Raw genomic sequence first — 21,902 nt, 5'->3', positions numbered from 1 at the left:
CCAACCCAATCGGGCGCTTGCCGGACATCCGCGGGATACGCGGCCGGCGTCAGGAGAATACATGTCAGCTGTAGAAAGCTTTTCGGGCCGCGAGGATTTCGCCGCCCTGCTCGAGGAATCCTTCGGCCGTAACGAAGCCCTCGAAGGTTCCGTCATCAAGGGCCTCGTCGTCGCCATCGAGAAGGACATGGCGATCATCGATGTCGGCCTGAAGACGGAAGGGCGCGTCGCGCTCAAGGAATTCAACGGCCCCGGCCGTGACCAGGACATCAAGGTCGGCGACGAGGTCGAGGTCTATCTGGACCGGATCGAAAACGCGCTCGGCGAAGCCGTCATCTCGCGCGACAAGGCTCGCCGCGAGGAGAGCTGGGTCAAGCTCGAGAAGGCTTTCGAAGCTCGCGAGAAGGTCTCGGGTGTCATCTTCAACACCGTCAAGGGCGGCTACACCGTCGACCTCGACGGCGCCGTGGCCTTCCTGCCGCGTTCGCAGGTCGACATCCGCCCGATCCGCGACGTCGGCCCGCTGATGGGACAGCCGCAGCCCTTCGAGATCCTCAAGATGGATCGCCGCCGCGGCAACATCGTCGTGTCGCGCCGCACCGTCCTCGAAGAGACCCGCGCCGAGGCTCGCTCCGAGCTGGTCGCCTCGCTCGAAGAGGGCCAGGTCATCGACGGCGTCGTCAAGAACATCACCGAATACGGTGCGTTCGTTGACCTCGGCGGCATCGACGGCCTGCTGCACGTCACCGACATGGCGTGGCGCCGCGTGAACCATCCGTCCGAGGTCGTAACCATCGGCCAGACGGTCAAGGTCAAGATCATCAAGATCAACCAGGACACGCACCGCATCTCGCTCGGCATCAAGCAGCTGCTGGCCGATCCGTGGGATGGCATCGCCGCCCGTTATCCGGTCGGCGCCCGCCTCAAGGGTCGCGTCACCAACATCACGGACTACGGCGCGTTCGTCGAGGTGGAGCCGGGCATCGAAGGCCTCATCCACGTCTCCGAGATGTCCTGGACCAAGAAGAACGTCCACCCCGGCAAGATCGTCTCGACCTCGCAGGAAGTCGACGTCGCGATCCTCGAGGTCGATCAGGTCAAGCGCCGCATCTCGCTCGGCCTCAAGCAGACCCTGCGGAATCCGTGGGAGGTCTTCGCCGAGACCCACCCGAGCGGCTCGATCGTCGAGGGCGAGGTCAAGAACAAGACCGAGTTCGGTCTGTTCCTGGGCCTGGAAGGCGACATCGACGGCATGATCCACCTCTCGGATCTCGACTGGAACCGTCCGGGCGAGCAGGTCATCGAGGAATACAAGAAGGGCGACATGCTGCAGGCTGTCGTTCTCGATGTGGACGTCGAGAAGGAGCGCATCTCGCTCGGCCTGAAGCAGCTCGGCGGCGATCCCTTCGTGGATGCCGGCGAGTTCAAGAAGGGCCAGGTCGTCACCTGTGAGGTGATCGAGGTCAAGGAAGCCGGTCTCGACGTCAAGATCGCCGGCACCGACATGACCACCTTCATCAAGCGCGCGGAGATCGCCCGCGATCGCCAGGAGCAGCGCCCCGAGCGCTTCGCGGCTGGCGAGAAGGTCGACGCCCGCGTCGTCCTCTTCGACAAGAAGGCCCGCAAGATCCAGGTCTCGATCAAGGCCCTGGAGATGGCCGAGGAGAAGGAGGCGATGGCCCAGTTCGGCTCTGCCGATTCCGGCGCCTCGCTTGGCGACATCCTGGGCGCCGCCCTCAAGAAGGCCGGCGACAAGAAGTGATCCTTCGGCCGCGCATGCGGCCGGAAATCCAAGTCAGCCCGCGCGGAGCAATCCGCGCGGGCTTTTGTTTCGGCTCTAGGCCGTCATTCATCACGTCAGGAGAACACCATGACCACCGCGGCGATCGGCATCGATTTCGGTACCACCAACAGCGTCGTCGCGCTGGCCAACGCCAATGGCTCGGTGACGACCCGCTCGTTCGCGACGAAGCAGGGCGCCGTCGATGCCTATCGCTCGGCGCTGATGTTCTGGCGCGAGGGGCGCCCGCCGCAGACCTCGATCGCCCATGTCAGCGGCCCCGATGCGCTCGACATGGCGCTCGGCATGACGACCGAGCACCGCTTCCTGCAGTCGCTCAAGACCCATCTCTCCAGCCGCGCCTTCCAGGAGACGCGACTGTTCGGCAAGCTCTTCAAGCTGGAGGACCTGATCGGCGTCTTCCTGTCGGATCTTACGGCCGATCTCGACGGCCTGGCAGGCACGCCGCTGGTCTCGGGCCGACCCGTCGTCTTCGCCGGCGAGCGCCCCGATGAGGAGCTCGCGCTCGGCCGGCTGGCGGCTTCCTACGGCAAGGCCGGCATGCGCCAGGTCGATTTCGCCTATGAGCCGCTCGGTGCCGCCTATTGGTACGCACGCGACCTGAAGCAGCCGCAGACCATGCTGGTCGCGGATTTCGGCGGCGGCACCTCGGACTTCTCGGTGATGCGCTTCGAGCCCGGCGCCGCCGGGCGGCTCGAGGCGATCCCGCTCTCCCACGCCGGCGTCGGCGTCGCCGGCGACACCTTCGACTACCGCATCATCGAGCATGCGGTTTCGCCCCGCCTCGGCAAGGGCACGCAATACCGCTCCTTCGAGAAGCTCCTGCCGGTCCCGGCGCATTACCATGCCGCCTTCGCGCAATGGCACAAGCTTTCGCTGATGAAGAGCCGGGAAACCATGGCCGAACTCAAGGCGCTGATCCGCGACGCGGTCGAGCCCGGAAAGCTCGAGGATCTTCTGACCGTGATCGAGTACGATCTCGGCTACGAACTCTACCGCGCCGTCTCGGCCGCCAAGATCGCTCTCTCGGCCGCCGACGAGACGGTGCTGCGTTTCGACCAGGTGGGCGTCAAGATCGAGCGCACCATCACCCGCGCCGATTTCGATGGCTGGATTGCAGGCGATGTCGGCGCCATCGAGGCTGCGCTCGACAAGGCCCTGGTCGAGGCCGATGTGGCGCCCGGGGCGATCGAGGCGGTGTTCATGACCGGGGGCACCTCGCATGTCCCGGCCGTGCGGGCGCTGTTCGATCGCCGCTTCGGTGCCGGCCGCATCCATATCGGTGATGCCTTCCGTTCGGTTGCCAGTGGGCTCGCATTGCTGGCGCTCGACAGGTCGCGCCCCTCGGTCGCGGCCTGACGGCTGCGCTTCGTCTTGCTCCGGCTCCGGCGCGAGGCTACACCACGGGGCCCGGAACATGCTGCCGAAAGCGGAAACCGGTTTCGAGCCGCGCCATGTTCTTCGGCTCTGATCTCTCAGGAGCGCCCAGATGTCGTCCGATGCCGATCTGCTCGCCGACCGTCGCAGCCTGCGCCGCAAGGTGACGCTCTGGCGCCTCCTCGCCGCCGCTGGCGTGCTCGGCGCGGCCGTCGTCGCCGGCCTCGCCTGGACCGGGCAGACGCCCGGTTCGATCAGCCAGGCCCATATCGCGCGCGTCACGATCTCGGGCTTCATCTCCGGCGACCGGCGCACGCTCGACCTGATCAAGTCGCTCGAGGACAGCCGCGCCTCGGCGGTGGTGATCCGGATCGACAGCCCCGGCGGCACCGTCAGCGGCTCCGAAGCGCTCTACGACGCCTTGCGCAAGCTCTCGGCCAAGAAGCCGATGGTCGCGGTCGTCGACGGACTGGCGGCTTCGGGCGGCTATATCGCCGCCATCGGGTCCGACCGGATCGTGGCGCGCCAGACCTCGCTCGTCGGCTCGATCGGCGTCCTCTTCCAGGTCCCGAACGTCGCGCAGTTCCTCGACACGGTCGGCGTCAAGGTCGAGTCGATCAAGTCGAGCCCGCTCAAGGCGGCGCCCAGCGGTTTCGAGCCCACCTCGCCGGAAGCGCGGGCCGCGCTCCAGCGGGTCGTCGACGACAATTACGACTGGTTCAAGCGCTTGGTTCGCGAGCGCCGCAAGCTGGCCGAGCCCGAGGTCGCCATCGTCTCCGACGGGCGCGTCCATACCGGCGGACAGGCCGCCACGCTCAAGCTGATCGACGAGATCGGCGGCGAGCCGGAGGCGATCGCCTGGCTCGAACGCGAGAAGGGCGTCGCCAAGGGGTTGCGCGTGCGCGACTGGCGCCGCCGGAGCGAGTCCTCCACCTATGGGCTGTGGAGTACAGGCGAGGCGATGGCCCGTGCTGCCGGGCTCGACAGCCTCGCTGCGATCCTCGCCCGCGCCGCCGAGCAGCCGCTCGGTTTGCGGCTTGACGCGCCCATGGCGCTCTGGCAGCCTGCGATCGAAAAGTGACGTTGATACAAGCGGTTATATTGCAGCGATGATAAAATCAGAACTCGTTCAACGGATCGCCGAGCGCAATGGCCACCTCTATCAGCGCGATATCGAGAATATCGTCACGGCGATCCTCGACGAGGTCGTCAAGGCGCTCTCGCGCGGCGACAGGGTCGAGCTCAGGGGCTTCGGTGCATTCTCGCGCAAGGCGCGCTCCGCCCGCGTCGGCCGTAACCCGCGCACGGGTGATGCCGTCGAGGTCGAGGAGAAGTTCGTTCCCGTCTTCAAGACGGGCAAGGAACTGCGCCTGCGGCTGAACGACAAGGCGTGAGCCCGGCAGCGACGGACCTCATCCGGCGGGGCGCGTTCGCTCGCCCTGAGCCCGAGGCCCCGTCGGGAAGCTGCCGAAAGGAACAGCGATGAAATCCTTCTTCAAGGCCCTGATCCTGGTGCCGATCGCACTGGCGATCGTGCTGTTTTCCGTGGCCAACCGCGCGCCCGTGCGGGTGTCCTTCGATCCGATCAGCCGTGATGCGCCGGTTTTTGCCTTCGACATCCCGCTTTTCGCCGTCGTGCTGGCTGCGCTCGCAGCCGGTGTCCTGGTTGGCGGGCTGGCCTCCTGGCTGGCCCAGGGCAAGTATCGCAAGGCCGCCCGTCGCAACCGGCGCGAGGCCGAGACGCTTCGCTCGGAGACGCAGGCGCTGCGCGCCGCGGTTCCGGATTCCGCCTTGCCGGCTCTTACCAACGGACGTGGCTGATGCGCCTTTTCGGAAATGCCGAAATCGATACGGCGCTCAGCTTTCCCGGCCTGATCGATACCCTTGCCGAGGCCTTTCGCCGCGAACCGGTGACCCCTCCGCGGACGAACCACAAGATCGAGCGGCCCGGCGAGGACGCCGTGCTGCTGATCATGCCCGCCTGGAGCACGCAGGACGCCGAGACGCCCTATATCGGTACAAAGATTCTCTCGGTCTTCTTCGGCAATGGCGCGCGCAATCTGCCCGGCGTCATGGGCGCCTATCTGCTGATGAACGGGCGCACCGGCGAGCCGCTGGCGGTGATGGACGGCAATCGGCTGACCTTGTGGCGGACGGCCGCCGCCTCGGCGCTGGCCTCACGCTACATGTCGAATCCGGAAGCCTCCAGGATGCTGATGGTCGGCGCCGGCGGCCTCGCGCCCTTTCTGATCAAGGCGCATCGCGCGGTGCGCCCGCTGACCGAGATCGCGATCTGGGCCCGGCGGCCGGAGGCGGCGGAGGCCGTGGTGGCGGAACTCGCCGGCGACGGCATCGAGGCGCGGGCGGTGACCGATCTCGAAGGCGAAGCGCGGACCGCCGACATCATCTCCTGCGCGACCAACGCGACCCAGCCGCTGATCCATGGCCGCTGGCTCAAGCGTGACGCGCATCTCGACCTCGTCGGCGCCTTCACGATGCAGATGCGCGAGGCCGATGCCGATGCTCTCGAACGCGCCCGCGTCGTGGTCGATTCCAAGAAGGCGATCGATGAGGGCGGGGACGTCGCCATTGGCATCGATGAGGGCAGCTATTCCGCCGAGCGGATCGCCGGAACGTTGACCGACCTGTGCCATGGCCGGATCGAGGGTCGGGCGGAGGAGGGCGAGATCACCCTGTTCAAGTCGGTCGGGGTTTCGCTCGAGGATCTCGCGGCCGCGATCTCGGTCTGGGAAAACCGCTCCCTTACCTGAGAGCCGGGAGAGGCTCTCAGGCTGAAGGCATTGCCGAATTCAGACGCGCACCGGCGCGCCGCCGAGCGCGCCGAGGAACCAGAGCACCAGCACGATGACGAGGGCGAGCCCCAGCACGCCGCCAAGGCCGGTCGCGCCATAGGAGCGGTGACCATAGTATCCGCCGCCACCCAGCAGCAGGATGACTAGGAGAACGATGACGAGCGTGGACATGGCGGAACCCCTCTGAACGCTGCACTGATCTGTCGATGCGACAGGATGCAGAGGGGAACGCCGCGCGCGCGCAGCGGGTTCCGCGCGCCAGGCGGGCGGGCCGCTACTCGGCCTTCGCGCCGATTTCCTTGATCAGGTCACCCCATTTCTTCATTTCGGACTGAAGGAACGCGGCGAGTTCGGCGGGAGTGTTGCCGACGGGCTCGGCAGCAAGCGTGTCCATCTTGGCGCGCAACGCCGGGTCGGCGAGCCCCGCCTTGGTGTCGGCCTGGATCTTGTCGATGATCGCCTGCGGCGTCCTGGCCGGCGCAAACAGCGCGAACCATGAGGATACGTCGAAGCCTGGCACCGTCTCGGCGATCGGGGCGAATTCCGGCGCTGCGGCTGAGCGCTTGGCCGTCGTGATACCGAGGCCGCGGATCGTGCCGGCCCGAACATGCGGCAGCGCCTGGGTGATGTTGTCGAAGATCAGATCGATGCGCCCGCCGATGAGGTCCTGCGTCGCCTGCGCCGTGCCGCGATAGGGCACGTGAACCATCTTCGTGCCCGTGAGCTTCTGGAAGTACTCGCCCGAGAGATGCACGGAGGTGCCGATGCCGGACGAGCCATAGCTGAGCTTGCCGGGGTTGGCCTTGGCATAGGCGACGAGCTCCGCGACCGACTGGACCGGGAGATCCTTGTTGACGACGAGCAGGTTCGGCACGAGCGCGACCATGGTGATCGGGGCAAGATCCTTGACCGGATCGTAGTTGAGCTTGGCGTAGAGGTACTGGTTGGTGGCCATGCCGACCGAGACGATCAGCAGCGTGTCGCCGTTCGGCTCGGCCTTGGCGACGACGTCGGTCCCGATATTGCCGCCGGCGCCGGCGCGGTTCTCAACGACGAAATTGGTCGCCCATGTCTGGCCGAGCTTGTCGGCCACCAGCCGGCCGAGCACGTCGGTCGCGCCGGCAGGCGGGAACGGCACGACGAGCTTCAGCGTGCGGCCCTGCGGCCAGGGCGCCTGCGCCAAGCCAATCCCGGGCGCGGCCAGCGTGGCGCCGAGACCGCCAAGCAGTGCGCGGCGGTCGATCCTGAGATCCGTCATGATGCGTTGTCCTTCCCCAATCGGGCCGGATCTTGATCGTCCGGCTCTCATCCGCTGTGAGGCTGCCGGCTCACCGGCGCCTTGTCCATCGGCAATTCGTCACCCTCGCGCTTGACCTTTGTCCCCGGCAGGTTCGATTCTGCGGCGATGTTCGCCCTGAATCGCCCCATCATCGCCGCCTCCATTCTCCTAATCACGGTGCTGCTGCCGGCGGCCGTGCGGGCTCAATCGACCGCGGAGGAGGAGGCGAAACGGCGCGCCGCCAACATCGCGGCCTATCCGGAGGCGGCCCGCTCACTCTTCGGCCAGAAGACGGCGCCGGCCAGCATGCAGGCGCGTGCGATCGGCTCCTATGCGCGCGGCTGTCTCGCCGGGGCGACGGCGCTGCCGATCGACGGGCCGAGCTGGCAGGTGATGCGGCTCGCCCGTAACCGCAACTGGGGCCACCCGGTGCTGATCGACTATCTCGAGGAGTTCGCCCGCGAGGTGCCCCGGATCAATGGCTGGCCGGGCCTGCTCGTCGGCGACATCTCGCAGCCCCGCGGCGGCCCGATGCTGACCGGCCATGCCTCGCATCAGATCGGCTTGGATGCCGATCTCTGGCTGACGCCGATGCCGCGAGGCCGCCTCGACAGCGACGCCCGCGAGAACATGCCGGCGGTCAACATGGCCCGGGCCGACTGGCGCGACGTCGATCCGAAGCACTGGACGCCGGCCCATACCAAGTTGATCAAGGCCGCGGCCAGCGAGCCCCGGGTCGAGCGCATCTTCGTCAATCCGGCCTTGAAGGTCGCGCTCTGCCGCGAGGCCGGCGCGGACCGCTCATGGCTGAACAAGGTCAGGCCGATCTGGGGCCACAACTACCATTTCCACATCCGAATGAGCTGCCCGGCCGGGATGGCGAGCTGCAGCGGCCAGGAACCGCCGAATTTCGGCGATGGCTGCGGCGAGGAGCTCTCCGGCTGGATCGAGCGGCAGCGCGCCGCAATCTTCGCGCCTCCCAAGCCGCCGCCGAAGACCCCGCCGAAACCCAAGCCGCCGATGTCGCTCGATGCCCTGCCGCCGGAGTGCCGGCAGGTGCTGGTCTCGCGCTGAGCCGCCGTCAGCGACGCTGTGGCGCGCCGCCTGAGCGATAGGCGAACGGGTCGCGCTGCGGTGTGATCGCGGGCTGGGCCTGGTCGTAGCCCTCCTGATCGAGCACGCCGGTGCCCTCGTCGTCGCCGACAATCATCTCCTCCGTCGGCGGCACCGAGCCCGGCAGCATCAGCGGGCCGCGCTGCTCGCTCGGCAGCGACTGTGGCTGATACCCGCCGCCTGACGAGCGGTTCGCGCGCGGCGGGTTGAGCGGCCGGTTGTCGTACTCCTCGAGGAAGCGGCGCTGGGCCTCCAGCCCCTGTCCGGCATGGTTCGCGACCGGGTAGGCGCCGGCGTTGGCGACCGCGCCGGGCGGGCGCATGCCGCCGCTCGGCTGGCGCAGCAGGGCGCCGCCCGCGACCATGGCCGGTGCGGTGTCGCGCAGTTTCGGTTGCGCCATCGAATAGGGCCGTGCCGGGTCTGGCGGCGGCAGGTTGTAGTTCGGGGTGTATTTGATGATCGGCTTGCAGATGTGGCGGCCCCTGGAATGGCGCGCCAGATCGATGTGGAAATGGTCGTAGTGGAACATGTCCGCGCCCGGGCCGAGCACGGTCGAGAAATGCTCGCAGGCGCCGACGAAGATCTCGCGCAGGAAGTTCTGTTCCTGGGGAGAGCCGCGCCAGCCATCCTTCACCGTGATGTTTCGCCCGTCATTCAGGCGGAAGGAGAACACGTCGACGGCATTGCCGTAGGCGTGCTCCGAGGTGCGGCTGGTGCCGCTGCCGTTGTTCATGGCGCGGCAGGAATAGGAGCCGGCCTTGATTTCGATGACCTGCGCGCCGAGCACGTTCATGGCGGCCGGCTGCACGACGTCGGCGAGCCATTTGTCGGTGGTCGCGACCACAGGGCAGGATAGCGTGGCGTTGCTGGTCAGGCCGATGCCGCCATTGGCGAAGGCCGAGACCTTCAGCGGCCTTTCCATGCCGCAGGTGCCGGGACCGTCGATGGGCTTGTCGCGCAGGCTGACATAGGCCGAGAGCTGGACCTGGCGTGAGGACAGGCAGGCGGCTTCGGCCTGGTCGCGCCAGGCGGCACGCTGCGGCTTCTGGAACTTGCCGCAGCCGGCAAGGCCGGCGCCGAGCAGGCCGAGGGCGATGAGGGCGAGGTGAACGCGTCGCATGACCGATCAAATGCGACCCGTTTCGTGAACGGTTTCTCAACCGGGTGAGCCCGCGGCGACACAGCTGGATTAACTTTGGCGCCGCGGTTAACGAACGCTTAACGGGCCTCTTTGGCCTGTCCCAACGTCATGAAATCGGTCAGGCAGGGTGGACGACCATGCGCCCCCGGTGCCCGGCCGACGCATCCCCGCAGGGCCGAAACGTCACTGGCGCCGTGGGTTTTCGGCATGCGACAGAGCGGAAGAGCTCACGCTTCCGCAACAGGAGATCGGTTCATGACCGGCAAGGCGCGTTTCATCTTTCCGGTCCTGATGTCGGCCATCATGGCCTTCCTGATGACGGCCCTCGTCACCTGGCTCAATCTGGGCCTGCCCGCCGATTTCGTCCGGCATTGGCTGGCGGCCTTCGCGATCGCCTGGCCCTGCGCTGCCGCCACCGCATTCATCGCCATTCCCGTTGCGCGCCGCGCGACCGGGTTGATCATCCGCGTCATCGGGGAGTGATATGCAGAGCCTGCGCGAGATCCTGAGCCGCATCGAAAGCGGCAAGACCACTGCAGCGGACGCCCTTGCCTTCAGTGCCGCGCGCATCGCGGAACGGGAGCCGCAGGTCCAGGCCTTTGCGAGCCGGCCGGACGCGCTCCTGCCCGGCACCGGGCCGCTCGCCGGCATTGCCTGCGGCGTCAAGGACATCATCGAGACGGCCGACCTGCCGACCCGCATGGGCTCGCCGATCTATGACGGCTGGCAGCCGCGCGCCGACGCGCCGATCGTGATGGCGCTGAAGGCGGCCGGCGCGACCGTCGCCGGCAAGACGCACACGACGGCCTTTGCCTTTCTCGACCCGGCGCCGACGCGCAATCCGCACGACGCGACGGCGAGCCCCGGCGGCTCCTCGGCCGGATCCGCAGCTGCCGTCGCCGCCGGCATGATCCCGCTCGCGCTGGGGACGCAGACTGGCGGATCGGTGATCCGGCCGGCGGCCTATTGCGGGGTCGCGGCGATCAAGCCCTCCTATGCCCTCCTGCCGACGGTCGGGGTGAAGCCGTTTTCCTGGTCGCTCGACACGCTCGGTCTGATGGCCGCGAGCGCCGATGACGTCGGCCTGGCCCTGGCGGCGATCTCAGGCCGCCCGGACATGGATGCTTCTGCCGCCAGCCTGTCGGGGCTGCGCATCGGCATCCACCATCAGGCCTATGCCGGCGCGCCGGAGCCGGCTTCGGCCGCGGCCTTGCAGCGCTTCCAGGAGCTTGCGGCCGGGGCTGGCGCGGTGCTCGTCCCGCTCGAAGGGGCGGCGGCGTTGGCGGAAGCCTTCCGGGCGCACGGTCCGCTGCAGGACTATGAGGCGACGCAGGCGCTCGCCTGGGAATATGCGCATCATCGCGACCTCCTGCCGCCCAAGCTGCGCGCCTATCTCGACGCCGCTGGTGCCACCACGCCGGAGCAGTATGACGAGGCGCGCCGCCAGTCGCGGCGGGGCCGCGACGCCGCCCGTGGCTTCTTCTCGGAAGTCGATGTGGTGGTGAGCTATGCCGCCCCGGGCGAGGCGCCCGATACGCTCGGATCGACCGGGGATTCCCGCTTCAACCGGCTCTGGACGCTGCTCGGCGTGCCCTGCGCGACGATCCCGCTGATGCGTGGTCCCAGGGGCCTGCCGGCGACCATCCAGATCATCGCTGGATTCGGCAACGATAACCATGTCATTGCTGTGGCGAAGGGGTTGGAAAAGCTTGTCGAGGCAGGCGTATAGACGAGCTTATCCCCAAAGCTCATCAATGGCTTAACCCTTGTTTAAGGATACTCTTCGCTCGGCCGCGATCGCGCCACATGCTCGCCCCCTTGCAGCCGCCGCCAGTTCTGCTAGCGTTGTGTCAGGTCAATGACACAGGAGAGTGTGATGAACCTCACGCTACGTCTCGACCGATTGATCATGGGTGCGGCATTCGCCTTCATGATGCTGATCGTTCTGGGAGCGTTCTGACGGACGTCAGTCTGAAGTCGCTGAAGACCACAAGAGCCTTAAGCGCCGCTGGGACATCGTCCCGGCGGCGTTCGCTTTTCCGGGCCTGCTTTCCGCCAGTCGCCGGTTCAACTCTCCGGACAGGGCGTCTCGGTGACCTGCCAGGACATCATGTTGATGACGCGGCCGCATTGCGCCAAGCGACGTCCCTGCGTCGTACGGATGCAGGCGGCTGAGCCTTCGGCGATCTTGCGGCCCTCGTTCCAGCAGAAGCAGAGCGGTTCGGGCGCCTGGGCCAGCCGCGGCGGCTCCAGCGCGACGGCGGGCTCTCCGGCATGAACCCCTGCCGCCGGGGAAGACAGAAGCAGGACCATGAGCGCGGCCGACAGAGCGCTCCAGAACGCTGCGGCAGTTCTGGATGGTTTACGTCTTGTCTCGCGGAGCCCGGGCGCAACAGCGATCATCGTTCGCTCCCGCAGAACGGAAGGACACATGCATCGGCAAGACCTGCAGTCTAGCACAGGGCGGTTCGTTCGCCCAGTTTCGTTATATTTTCAGATTATTGTTATATCGCAGACGCTTAGTTGGCTTGATCTTGCGGAGACGGCGCAGATGGCCCATATTCCCTGGAAGAGAGCCCAAGGGGGGCTCCGGGAGGAACCATGTCTCTGATTTCGCTAGCCCGTCACGGTCGTTTCGTCGCTGTGCTCGCAGGCGCTTTGATTCTCGTTCCAGTGCTGGCCGAAGCGCGGCCCGGTGGTGGCAAGGGCAGCTTTGGCAGCCGTGGCTCGCGCACTGAATCCGCGCCGGCCCCGACGAACACCGCGCCCAATGGCGCACAGCCCTTCCAGCGCAGCGCGCAGCCGTCGGCGTCGCAGGCTGCTCCCGCCGCCGGTGCTGCCGCCGCGGCCCAGGCTGCACGGCCCTCCATGGCCCGCAACCTGATGATGGGTCTGGGCGCTGGCCTCCTTGGCGCGGGCCTGTTCGGCCTGCTGTCCGGTTCCGGCTTCTTCAGCGGCCTCGCCTCGATGGCCGGTATCCTCGGCTTCCTCCTGCAGATCGCCCTGATCGGTGGCGCGATCTGGCTGGCGCTGCGCTTCTTCCGTCGCCGCTCCGAGCCTCAGCTCGCCGGCGCCGGTGCGCCGCTGCCGCGCGAAGCCTACCAGCCGCAGCCCAACGCCCGCATGGGCGCCATGGGCGCAATGGGTGGCGGTGTGGGCCGTCCGGCCGCCGTGCCGCAGACCACGCCGATCGAACTCGTTGGCGAGGATTTCAATGCCTTCGAGCGCCTGCTCGGTGAGATCAACACGGCTTACTCGAACGAGGACGAGAAAGGCCTTCGCGATCGCGTCACGCCCGAGATGTTCGGCTATTTCGACGAGGACCTGACGACCAATGCCCGCAAGGGCCTGGTCGACCGCGTCTCCGACGTGAAGCTGCTGCAGGGCGACCTTTCGGAAGCCTGGACCGAGGAAGGCTTCGACTTCGCGACCGTCGCGATGCGCTTCAGCCTGATCAACGCGCTCTATGAGCGCTCCAGCGGCAAGGTCGTCGACGGCAACGCGACGGTTCCGCAGGAGGTCACGGAGCACTGGACCTTCGTGCGCTCGCGCGGCGGTGCCTGGAAGCTTTCGGGCATCCAGCAGGCGGCCTGACCAAGGCTGACGATATGATGGAAAACGGCCGGGGCGACCCGGCCGTTTTTCGTTGCGCGGTTTCGGGTGTCGCGAGGCTGCGATCCGTCCTATAGGCGGACGGCGCGGCGCCGGTCGGGAAGGGCACCGCGGCTGGCTCGCTTTCATTCCCGTCTGCCGGAGTCTATCGCCATGTCCGATATGCGTCTCGTCGTCGTCGGTGCTGCCGGGCGCATGGGCCGAATGCTGGTCAAAGCGATCCATGAGGCGCCGGGCTGCGCGCTGGCGGCTGCGATCGAACGGCCCGGCTCTCCCGCCATCGGGCAGGATGCCGGCGTTCTGGCCGGCCTGCCCGCAAGCGGCGTGCTCGTCAGCGACGACGCGGCACCCGCCTTTGCCGCCGCGGAAGGGGTGCTGGATTTCACGACGCCCGATGCCACGGTCGCCTTCGCTGCACTCGCTGCCCGCACCCGCATCGCCCATATCGTCGGGACCACCGGGCTCGAACCGCAGCATCTGGCGAAGCTGGAAGCAGCCGCGCGCGACACGGCGATCATCCGCTCCGGCAATATGAGCCTCGGGGTCAACCTGCTGGCCGCGCTCGTGCGCAAGGTCGCGGCGACGCTGGGCACGGATTGGGACATCGAGATCGTAGAGATGCATCACCGCATGAAGGTCGATGCGCCCTCGGGCACCGCCGTCCTGCTTGGCGAGGCGGCGGCGCAGGGGCGCGAGGTCGATCTTGCGCAGGAGCGTGTCGCGGTTCGTGACGGCCATACCGGTGCGCGCGTGCCGGGCACGATCGGCTTCGCCACGCTGCGCGGCGGCACGGTCGTCGGCGACCACAAGGTCGTCTTCGCGGGCGCCGGCGAGCGGCTTGAGCTCGCCCACATCGCCGAGGATCGCGGGCTCTTCGCACAGGGCGCGGTGAAGGCCGCGCTCTGGGGCAGGGGCCGCCAGCCCGGCCTCTATTCGATGGCCGACGTGCTCGGCCTCGATTCCCTGTAAGGCCATCGCGATGAACCGGCTCGTCGTCGCGCCCGGCGTCGTCCATTGGCCGGGCTATCTCGCCGCTGATGCGCAGGCTGCCCTGGTCGGTGATCTGCGCGAGGTGGCGCGGCTGGCGCCTTTCTTCCTGCCGCGCATGCCGAAGACCGGCAAGCCCTTCTCGGTCCGCATGACCAATTGCGGGTCCCTGGGCTGGGTTTCAGACGAAGCAGGCTATCGCTATCAGCCGTTGCACCCCGTCACCGGCGAGCCCTGGCCGCCGCTCCCGGCCGTGCTGTCGCGGGCCTGGCAGGAACTGGCGGGCTATCCCCATCCGCCCGAAGCCTGCCTGGTCAACTTTTACGAAGCCAGCGCCAAGATGGGCCTGCATCAGGACCGTGACGAGCAGGATTTCGATGCGCCGGTGCTGTCTCTCTCGCTCGGCGACACCGCGGTCTTCCGCATTGGCGGCACGCAGCGCGGCGGCAAGACCCAATCGCTGAAGCTCGGTTCGGGCGACGCCTTGCTCTTCGGCGGCGAGGCGCGGCTTGCCTATCACGGCATCGACCGCATCCTCGCCGGCTCCTCGGGGCTGTTGCCGCAGGGCGGGCGGATCAATCTGACGCTGCGGCGGGTCACCAGACCCGCCCGCTGAGGCCGGATCCCCAGGCGATCAGCGCGAGCCGTCGCCGGGCAGGCGCGGGAAGGACCAGCCGAACAGGATCGAGCCGGCCCTGAGCCCGAAGCCCGCCGCAAGGCCGCCGAGCATGACGACGGCTGGGCCAAAGCCGAAATGGGTCAGAAGCGCCGTCGCGCCGGCGCCGGCTGTCGCGGCGGTGACATAGAAATCCCGACTCCACAGCACCATGGCGCGGTCGCCGGCGAGGATGTCACGGATGATGCCGCCGAAGGAGGCGGTGACGGCGCCGAGCGCGATCGCAGAGATCAGCGGGACGTCCGCAGCCATTGCGATCCGCGTGCCCGAAACGGCGAAGAGCGCCATCCCCGACGCGTCGGCCCAGAGCAGCACGCGCTTGGCACTCCAGCCATCGAGCTGCCCCGGCCGCAGATAGGCAATCAGCCAGGCGAGCAGCGCGACGGTGGCGCAGATCAGCACGTTGAGCGGCGCCTCGACCCAGCCGACGGGCCGGCCCAGCGCGAGGTCGCGCATGGTGCCGCCGCCGGCGCCGGTCGTGGTCGCAAGCAGGATGAATCCGAACGGATCCATGCCCTTGCGGGCGGCGACGAGGGCGCCGGTGAGAGCGAAGACGGCGACGCCGACCGCCTCGATCACAGCTTAGTGGCCGCCCGAGGAAGCGTCTTCACCGTTCGTCGCCTGCGGCTTCGGCGCCCCGGCGGATACGCCGACAAGGGCTGGCCTCAACACGCGCTCGCCGATCTTGTAGCCTGCCTGGACGACCTTGGAGACGAGGCCCTTGGCGATCTCGGCGTCGGGCGCCTCGAACATCGCCTGGTGCAGGTTGGGATCGAACTTCTCGCCCTGCGGATCGATTTTGCGCACGCCATGGCGCTCCAGCGTCTTGAGCAGGTCCCGTTCGGTCAGCTCGACGCCCTCGGTCAGGGCCTTGAGTGCCGGCTCCTCGGCCGCGCGGGCGCTCTCCGGCAGGCTTTCGAGCGCTCGCCGCAGGTTGTCGGCGGAGCCGAGCATGTCGCGGGCGAAGCTCGTCACTGCATAGGCCTTGGCGTCGCCAATCTCGCGCTCGGTGCGCCGGCGCAGATTCTCCATATCGGCCAGCGTGCGCAGCAACTTGTCCTTGAGATCGTCACGCTCGGCCTCGATCCGGGCGAAATTGGCCTGGATGATCTCCTCGGGGGACTGAGGGGCGGTCTCGTCGACGGCGGGCTCGGCGTTCGGGTTTTCCGTCGCAGGGTTCTGCGTCATCGCGTCATCCATTCCATATCGAGAGCCTTGCGCGAGACCGGCGAACCGGGTTTCGCGGAAGCGGGGCTCTCGGCTTCCATCAAAGTTCTGATCGCGGCATCGAGGCGCGACCGTGTTCCCGGCCGATATCGGGCTTATGCCGGCTTAAATCAAGCTCGCGCGGGCACCTTGCTCTTTGTCGGGGGAGCCTTCTCGCCATCGGGGCCGAACACGTCGAGCAGGGCCTTCCGGATCGTCAGCTGGCGCGCGGTCGAGACGATCTTCGCATTGGTCAGGTCGGTGACATAGAATACGTCGACGGCCTTTTCGCCGAAGGTTGCGATATGCGCCGAGGCGATGTTGAGGTTGAGCTTCCCGATCGCCGTGGTCAGGTCGTAGAGCAAGCCCGGCCGGTCGAGCCCGGCGACCTCCAGAACGGTGTGGCGGGACGACAGAACATTGTCGATGATGACCTCCGGTGCGACCTGGAAGGTCTGGCCGCGCGGCGGCGGCGCACGACGCTGGGCGACGAGGTCGGCGATCTTGATTTCGCCCTTGAGCGCGCGCTCGATTGCGGCGGCGATCCGTTCGGCCCGGCGCAACTCGTCATCGTCACGTTCGAAGGCGCGGGAGACCGAGATCGTGTCGAGCACGAGCCCGTCGGTGGTCGTGAAGATTTGCGCGTCGACGATATTGCCGCCAGCCGCGGCGCAGGCACCGGTGATGATCGCGAGCAGGCGAGGGTGGTCGGGCGCGAGGATGGTCAATTCCGTCACGCCGCGGAACTGGTCGGTCTCGACCAGCGTCGCGGTGGTGCGGCCCTCTTCTTCCGCGCGGCGCAGGAAGCGCGCATGTTTCTCCTGCTCCGCCACGTCCACCTTGATCCAGTAGGCGGGATAGTGCCTGGCGAGATAGGCGTCGCGCGCGGCCTCGTCCCAGTCGGCGAGCCGCTCCTTCAGGGCATCCTGCTTTTTTTCGACGCGCGCCTTGCGCTCGATCAGCGAATGGCCGCCGGCCAGCACGATCTCGGTTTCGTAGTAGAGCGTGCGCAGGAGCTGGCCTTTCCAGCCGTTCCAGACGCCGGGCCCGACCGCCTTGATGTCGGCGACGGTGAGTACGAGCAGGAGCTTCAGCCGCTCGAGCGTCTGCACCGTCGCGGCGAAGCTCTCAATCGTCTTGGGGTCGCCGAGATCGCGGCTCTGCGCGACGGTCGACATGTCGAGATGGTGCTCGACCAGCCAGGCGACCGTCTCGGTCTGGCCTTCGGTCAAGCCGAAGCGCGGCCCGAGCTTGCGGGCGATCCGGGCTCCGGCGATCGAATGGTCCTCGATCCGCCCCTTGGCGATGTCGTGCAGGAACAGGGCGACGTAAAGGGCGCGGCGATTGGTGATCGTCGGCATGATCTCGTTGGCGAGCGGGTGCTCGGTCTCGAGCACGCCCGCATCGATCTCGGCCAGCACGCCGATGGAGCGGATCAGGTGCTCGTCGACGGTATAGTGGTGATACATGTTGAACTGCATCATCGCCACGACGCGCCCGAAATCGGGCACGAACTTGCCGAGCAGGCCGGATTCGTTCATCCGCCGCAGCACGGCCTCCGGCGAGCGCCGTGCCGTGAGGATTTCCAGGAAGATCCGGTTGGCTTCGGGATCGTTGCGCAGCTCCGGCGTCACCAGCGGAAGTGACTGCGTCACGAGGCGGCTGGCATCCGGGTGGATGGCCAGGTCGTCGCGGCTCGCGATCTCGTAGAGCCGCAGCAGGTTGACCGGGTCGCGCCGGAAGGCGCCGGGGTCGACGACATTGAGCCGCTGGCTCTTGAGCGTGAAATCGGGGTGACCGAGCGCCCGCACGCGCTTGCGCTTGGCAAAGGAGCCGAGCAGGCGCGAGAGTGAGGCGCGCGGCTTCTGCTGGCGCGCTTCCAGCGCCGCGCAGACGATCGCGGTCAGGTCGCCGACATCCTTTGCGACGAGGAAATAGGCCTTCATGAAGCGCTCGACCGGAGCCTGCCCACTGCGCCCGGCATAGCCGATCGCGGCCGCCACCTGGCGTTGCAGGTCGAACGACAGCCGCTCCTCGGCCCGGCCGGTGATGAAGTGCAGCCAGCAGCGCACGCGCCAGAGGAATTCCTCCGAGCGCTGAAACATCAGCTGTTCCTTGCGGTCGAACAGGCCGGCGGTCACCAGATCGCGGACGTCGTTGACGCGATAGGCGTATTTCGCGATCCAGAACAGCGTGTTGAGGTCGCGCAGGCCGCCTTTGCCGTCCTTGACGTTCGGCTCCACCAGATAGCGTGACGTTCCCGCGCGGCGCACGCGCGTCTCGCGTTCGGCCAGCTTGGCTTCAGTGAAGGCCGGCGCCGTGCCCTCGACCACCTCGGCGCCGAAGCGGCGCACCATGTCGTGGAACACCAGTGCGTCGCCGGCGATGAAGCGCGCCTCCAGCAGCGCGGTGCGGATCGTCATGTCGGCGCGCGCCTCGCGCACGCAATCATCGACCGAACGCACGGAATGGCCGACCTTCAGCTTCAGATCCCAGAGCGGATAGAGCATCGCCTCGACCACGCTCTCGCCCCAGGCGGTCTGCTTGTGCGGGAACAGGAAGAGCAGATCGACATCCGAGCCTGGCGCCAGCGTGCCCCGGCCATAGCCGCCGACGGCGACGACGGCGATGCGCTCCGACTGCGACGGGTTCAGGGCAGGATAGAAATGCTCGGTCGCCGCGACATGCAGGCAGCCGACCACGCCGTCCATCACCGCGGACAGATGCTGGGCGCAGATCAATCCATGGCGCGGGCGCTTGAGCAGTTCGCGCGCCGAGGCGTGTCCCTCGTCGAGGACATGGCGCAGCCCGCCGACGAGAAGGTTGCGTGTATCGGCGGTGCTGCGGCCCCGCGCCCGCTCGAGCAGATGGGCGACGGCGCGCTGGGGACTTTCCAGCACCTGGTCGAGTTCGAGCACCGGCTGATCGGCAGCGGATGAGACCAAGCCTGACCTCGATTGTTAGCGTCTCTCGGCGCTGGCGCCGATGTCGCTGGTTAGCATGTGGAGGGGATTCGCAAAGCGCTTTAATTAAACAAGTGAGGTATGTGAAATATTGAATTAAACGCCGTGTGTCGTGCTGTTTGACATACAGAACAAACGGACCTACAAGTCGAATACGCGCCGATTTGAGCCACCAGCTTGCGGGCGCGAAACAAGTGCAGCTAAAGCGTGGGGTACGGGTGCGTGTCCGCAGCCCGGTCCCCTTCGCGCATCGAAAGGGACCACCAATGAGCATCACCCGCCGTCTCGCCGTCGCCGGCTTCGCCTCTTCCATCACTTTCGCGAGCACGCAGCTCTTCGCCCAGGCTCCCAAGGAGATCCGGGTCGATTACGCGACCTATAATCCTGTCAGCCTCGTGCTGAAGGACAGCGGCATCCTCGAAAAGGCACTTGCTGCCGACGGCATCACCGTGCGCTGGGTCCAGTCGGCTGGATCGAACAAGGCGCTCGAATTCCTCAATGCCGGCTCGCTCGATTTCGGTTCGACCGCCGGCGCCGCCGCCCTGATCGGCAAGATCAACGGCAACCCGATCAAGTCGATCTATGTCTATTCGCGGCCGGAATGGACCGCTCTCGTCACCGGCGCCAAGAGCGAGATCGCCAAGGTCTCCGATCTCAAGGGCAAGCGCGTCGCGGTCACGCGTGGCACCGACCCGCACATCTTCCTGGTGCGGGCGCTGGCCGAGGCCAAGCTCACGAAAAAGGACGTCAAGCTCGTCCTGTTGCAGCATGCCGATGGCCGCCTCGCTCTGGAACGTGGCGATGTCGATGCCTGGGCCGGGCTCGACCCGCTGATGGCTGCGGCCGAGGTCGAGAGCGGGGCGAAGCTGTTCCACCGCAAGGCCGAGGACAACACCTGGGGCGTGCTCAATGTCCGCGATGCCTTCGCCAAGGACAATCCGGCGCTCGTGCGCAAGGTGCTGGCCGCCTATGAGGAGGCGAGGGCCTATTCGCTGGCCAATCCGGCTGAGCTGAAGAAGACTCTCATTGCCTACACCAAGCTGTCGGACGCGGTGATCGAGCGCCAGCTCACCCGTACCGAGCTGACCCATTCGGCGATCGGCCAGGCCCAGGCCGACACGATCATTGCCGCCGGCCTCGCCCTCAAGGAAGCCGGCGTGCTCCCCGCGACCACGGACGTGAAGGCCGTGGTCGACGATCTGCTCGACCGCCGCTTCGCCGCTACCAACTGAGGCAACCGGGCCGGATGAGCGCGCTCGGCATCGAGACGGCGGAGATCGGCGAGCCGGGCGCCACGGCCCACTCGCGGCGACCGCGCCGCCGGATGCTCGCGCTTGCCGGCTTCGTGCTGCCGGTGCTGCTGGCGATCCTCTGGGAGTTCGCTGTCAGGACAGGACTTGCCAATGGCCGGCTGATGCCGCCGCCCAGTGTCGTCGGCGGGACCCTGTGGGGGCTTGCCGTCTCTGGAGAACTCCTGACGCATGCGACGGCGACGCTCTGGCGGGTCGCGGCGGGCTTCGGCCTCGGTGCGGCCGCGGGCACGCTGCTCGGTGCCGTCACCGGCGCGTTGCCGGTGGCGCGCGGCCTCATCGATCCGACGCTCCAGGCCTTGCGGGCCATCCCCTCGATCGCCTGGGTGCCGCTCTTCATCCTTTGGCTCGGCATCTTCGAGGCCTCGAAGGTTGCGCTGATCGCCGTCGGCGTCTTCTTCCCGGTCTATCTCGGCGTGGCCGCCGCGATTCAGGGCATCGACCGCAAGATCGTCGAGGTCGGTCGCGTCTTCCGGCTCGGCCGGCTGGCGATGGCGCGTCGGGTGCTTCTGCCGGCGATCCTGCCGGCCTGGATCACGGCGCTGCGCTCGGGCCTTGGCCTCGGCTTCATGTTCGTGGTCGCGGCCGAGATCATGGGTGCGAGCGAAGGCCTCGGTTACCTCCTCGTGGACGGCCAGCAGCTCGGCCGCCCCGACACCATCATCGCGGCCATCATCAGCTTCGCCGTGCTCGGCAAGCTGGCGGACGGGCTGCTCGTCGCCCTCACGCGGCCGGTTCTCGCCTGGCAGGACACGGCGCGCGACAAACTCTGAAAGCCACCTCGATGCTGAGCTTCGAGACCCTGTCGAAAACCTATGCCGACGGCACGCAGGCGCTGTCGGCCATCACCATCGATGTCGCCGCGGGCGAAATCCTGGCGCTGGTCGGTGGCTCAGGATGCGGCAAGACCACCTTGCTGCGGCTGATCGCCGGCCTCGACCGGCCGAGCGCCGGGCGCATCCTGCTGAATGGCGAGGCGATCACCGAACCGCGTGCCGATGTTGGCGTCATCTTCCAGGAGCCGCGCCTCTTCCCCTGGCTCTCGGTCGCCGAGAATGTCGGCTTCGGCCTGTCGCATCTCTCCGCCTTCGAACGCGAGGGGCTGGTGACCAATGCGCTGGTCCGCGTCGGCCTCGCCGGTCACCAGGGGCGCTGGCCGCGCGAACTCTCCGGTGGCCAGCAGCAGCGCGTCGCGATCGCTCGGGCGCTCGTCACGCGGCCGAAGCTGCTGCTGATGGACGAGCCTTTCTCCGCGCTCGATGCGACGACGCGCGCGAGCCTGCACGGCCATCTGCTGGCGCTCTGGGCCGAAAGCCGCCCGACCATGGTGATGGTCACGCATGACGTCGAGGAGGCGGTGACGCTGGCCGACCGCATCGTGGTGATGCAGCCCAGGCCCGGTCGCATCTTCGACGAGTTCGACAACCCGCTCGCTCGGCCGCGCGACCATCTTTCGCCAGCCTTCGAGGCGGCCAAGCGCGAGGTGCTGCGCAGCCTCGACCGTTCCTTGCGCGACGAGGCCCCGCATCAGCAGAAGGCGAGCGAGACCGCGGGGATGTGGTGGTAGCGGATGGCCGCGACAGTCGCTACCAAGACGGCAATCACATCAAAGCCTGACCCGAGG

The 21,902-nt window shown here is 67.5% G+C and carries 21 protein-coding genes and 1 pseudogene; 15 read left to right on the top strand and 7 right to left on the bottom strand.

The genetic code is table 11. From position 1 onward, the window contains the following. The first annotated feature begins 61 nt into the window (after nucleotides 1-61). The 6 genes from rpsA (at nucleotide 62) to lhpI (ending at nucleotide 5,949) form a co-directional block, all read left to right on the top strand. A complete protein-coding gene (gene rpsA, locus VGN82_RS26040) occupies nucleotides 62-1,762 on the top strand; it encodes a 30S ribosomal protein S1 (protein WP_327530011.1) in 1,701 nt (566 codons plus the stop codon). A 108-nt stretch (nucleotides 1,763-1,870) separates the two neighbouring features. Next, a complete protein-coding gene (locus tag VGN82_RS26035) occupies nucleotides 1,871-3,160 on the top strand; it encodes an Hsp70 family protein (RefSeq protein WP_327530010.1) in 1,290 nt (429 codons plus the stop codon). A gap of 130 nt (nucleotides 3,161-3,290) precedes the next feature. After that, complete coding sequence (sppA, locus tag VGN82_RS26030) at nucleotides 3,291-4,259, top strand: signal peptide peptidase SppA (protein ID WP_327530009.1); 969 nt, start codon at nucleotides 3,291-3,293, stop codon at nucleotides 4,257-4,259. A 28-nt stretch (nucleotides 4,260-4,287) separates the two neighbouring features. Then, on the top strand, nucleotides 4,288-4,572 hold the full coding sequence (ihfB, locus tag VGN82_RS26025; RefSeq protein ID WP_327530008.1) for an integration host factor subunit beta: 285 nt from the start codon (nucleotides 4,288-4,290) through the stop codon (nucleotides 4,570-4,572). An 88-nt stretch (nucleotides 4,573-4,660) separates the two neighbouring features. After that, nucleotides 4,661-4,999: a lipopolysaccharide assembly protein LapA domain-containing protein gene (locus VGN82_RS26020; RefSeq protein WP_327530007.1), complete on the top strand. Its 339-nt coding sequence runs from the start codon at nucleotides 4,661-4,663 to the stop codon at nucleotides 4,997-4,999. After that, nucleotides 4,999-5,949 carry a bifunctional Delta(1)-pyrroline-2-carboxylate/Delta(1)-piperideine-2-carboxylate reductase gene (gene lhpI, locus VGN82_RS26015; protein ID WP_327530006.1) on the top strand — a complete coding sequence of 317 codons (951 nt, stop codon included), beginning with the start codon at nucleotides 4,999-5,001 and terminating at the stop codon, nucleotides 5,947-5,949. The genes VGN82_RS26020 and lhpI overlap by 1 nt, the downstream gene beginning before the upstream one ends. Before the next feature lie 39 nt (nucleotides 5,950-5,988). Here the strand turns inward: lhpI and VGN82_RS26010 are convergent, their stop codons facing one another. Next, nucleotides 5,989-6,162, bottom strand: coding sequence for a DUF3309 family protein (locus tag VGN82_RS26010; RefSeq protein ID WP_327530005.1), 174 nt, complete (start codon nucleotides 6,160-6,162; stop codon nucleotides 5,989-5,991). A 103-nt stretch (nucleotides 6,163-6,265) separates the two neighbouring features. Next, nucleotides 6,266-7,249 carry a Bug family tripartite tricarboxylate transporter substrate binding protein gene (locus tag VGN82_RS26005; RefSeq protein ID WP_327530004.1) on the bottom strand — a complete coding sequence of 328 codons (984 nt, stop codon included), beginning with the start codon at nucleotides 7,247-7,249 and terminating at the stop codon, nucleotides 6,266-6,268. 147 nt (nucleotides 7,250-7,396) lie between these two features. On the opposite strand from VGN82_RS26005, the gene mepA reads away from it, so the two are divergent. Continuing rightward, nucleotides 7,397-8,344 carry a penicillin-insensitive murein endopeptidase gene (gene mepA, locus VGN82_RS26000; protein WP_327530003.1) on the top strand — a complete coding sequence of 316 codons (948 nt, stop codon included), beginning with the start codon at nucleotides 7,397-7,399 and terminating at the stop codon, nucleotides 8,342-8,344. 7 nt (nucleotides 8,345-8,351) lie between these two features. On the opposite strand, the gene VGN82_RS25995 is transcribed toward mepA, so the two are convergent. After that, the gene (locus VGN82_RS25995) at nucleotides 8,352-9,503 is read right to left on the bottom strand and encodes an extensin-like domain-containing protein (RefSeq protein ID WP_327530002.1); all 1,152 of its coding nucleotides are present in this window, start codon (nucleotides 9,501-9,503) and stop codon (nucleotides 8,352-8,354) included. 276 nt (nucleotides 9,504-9,779) lie between these two features. Between VGN82_RS25995 and VGN82_RS25990 the strand changes: the two genes are divergently transcribed. Both VGN82_RS25990 and VGN82_RS25985 read left to right on the top strand, forming a co-directional pair. Beyond that, nucleotides 9,780-10,007, top strand: a complete 228-nt coding sequence (locus VGN82_RS25990) for a DUF2798 domain-containing protein (RefSeq protein WP_327530001.1) — start codon at nucleotides 9,780-9,782, stop codon at nucleotides 10,005-10,007. A gap of 1 nt (nucleotide 10,008) precedes the next feature. Next, entirely contained in the window at nucleotides 10,009-11,253 is a 1,245-nt protein-coding gene (locus VGN82_RS25985; protein WP_327530000.1) for an amidase, read from the top strand. A 338-nt stretch (nucleotides 11,254-11,591) separates the two neighbouring features. Here the strand turns inward: VGN82_RS25985 and VGN82_RS25980 are convergent, their stop codons facing one another. After that, complete coding sequence (locus VGN82_RS25980; protein ID WP_327529999.1) at nucleotides 11,592-11,837, bottom strand: hypothetical protein; 246 nt, start codon at nucleotides 11,835-11,837, stop codon at nucleotides 11,592-11,594. A gap of 288 nt (nucleotides 11,838-12,125) precedes the next feature. Here VGN82_RS25980 and VGN82_RS25975 point away from each other — a divergent pair, with 288 nt between their 5' ends. From VGN82_RS25975 to VGN82_RS25965, 3 genes are all read left to right on the top strand, one after another. After that, nucleotides 12,126-13,118 carry a Tim44 domain-containing protein gene (locus tag VGN82_RS25975; protein WP_327529998.1) on the top strand — a complete coding sequence of 331 codons (993 nt, stop codon included), beginning with the start codon at nucleotides 12,126-12,128 and terminating at the stop codon, nucleotides 13,116-13,118. Nucleotides 13,119-13,298: 180 nt separating this feature from the next. Beyond that, nucleotides 13,299-14,105, top strand: a complete 807-nt coding sequence (gene dapB, locus VGN82_RS25970) for a 4-hydroxy-tetrahydrodipicolinate reductase (protein ID WP_327530032.1) — start codon at nucleotides 13,299-13,301, stop codon at nucleotides 14,103-14,105. 10 nt (nucleotides 14,106-14,115) lie between these two features. Next, nucleotides 14,116-14,739: an alpha-ketoglutarate-dependent dioxygenase AlkB family protein gene (locus VGN82_RS25965; protein WP_327529997.1), complete on the top strand. Its 624-nt coding sequence runs from the start codon at nucleotides 14,116-14,118 to the stop codon at nucleotides 14,737-14,739. Nucleotides 14,740-14,757: 18 nt separating this feature from the next. Here the strand turns inward: VGN82_RS25965 and VGN82_RS25960 are convergent, their stop codons facing one another. The 3 genes from VGN82_RS25960 to VGN82_RS25950 all read right to left on the bottom strand — a co-directional run bounded on the left by VGN82_RS25960 (nucleotide 14,758) and on the right by VGN82_RS25950 (nucleotide 18,950). After that, nucleotides 14,758-15,378 (bottom strand): trimeric intracellular cation channel family protein, encoded by a 621-nt coding sequence (locus VGN82_RS25960; protein WP_327529996.1) that lies wholly within the window; start codon nucleotides 15,376-15,378, stop codon nucleotides 14,758-14,760. A gap of 3 nt (nucleotides 15,379-15,381) precedes the next feature. Next, entirely contained in the window at nucleotides 15,382-15,987 is a 606-nt protein-coding gene (gene grpE, locus VGN82_RS25955; protein WP_327529995.1) for a nucleotide exchange factor GrpE, read from the bottom strand. 149 nt (nucleotides 15,988-16,136) lie between these two features. Further along, nucleotides 16,137-18,950, bottom strand: coding sequence for a [protein-PII] uridylyltransferase (locus VGN82_RS25950; RefSeq protein WP_327529994.1), 2,814 nt, complete (start codon nucleotides 18,948-18,950; stop codon nucleotides 16,137-16,139). Between the two features lie 284 nt (nucleotides 18,951-19,234). Between VGN82_RS25950 and VGN82_RS25945 the strand changes: the two are divergent. The 3 genes and pseudogenes from VGN82_RS25945 to VGN82_RS25935 all read left to right on the top strand — a co-directional run. Further along, a pseudogene (locus VGN82_RS25945) lies at nucleotides 19,235-20,201 on the top strand (aliphatic sulfonate ABC transporter substrate-binding protein); the annotation flags it as partial. A gap of 91 nt (nucleotides 20,202-20,292) precedes the next feature. Continuing rightward, the gene (locus tag VGN82_RS25940; protein ID WP_327530031.1) at nucleotides 20,293-21,051 is read left to right on the top strand and encodes an ABC transporter permease; all 759 of its coding nucleotides are present in this window, start codon (nucleotides 20,293-20,295) and stop codon (nucleotides 21,049-21,051) included. Nucleotides 21,052-21,062: 11 nt separating this feature from the next. After that, nucleotides 21,063-21,845: an ABC transporter ATP-binding protein gene (locus VGN82_RS25935; protein ID WP_327529992.1), complete on the top strand. Its 783-nt coding sequence runs from the start codon at nucleotides 21,063-21,065 to the stop codon at nucleotides 21,843-21,845. Nucleotides 21,846-21,902 lie beyond the last annotated feature (57 nt).

The organism is Allobosea sp., from assembly GCF_035999205.1.
GTDB lineage: Bacteria > Pseudomonadota > Alphaproteobacteria > Rhizobiales > Beijerinckiaceae > Allobosea.
The sequence above is the reverse complement of the archived record's forward strand: the minus strand, read 5'-3'. Positions and strand labels throughout refer to the sequence as shown.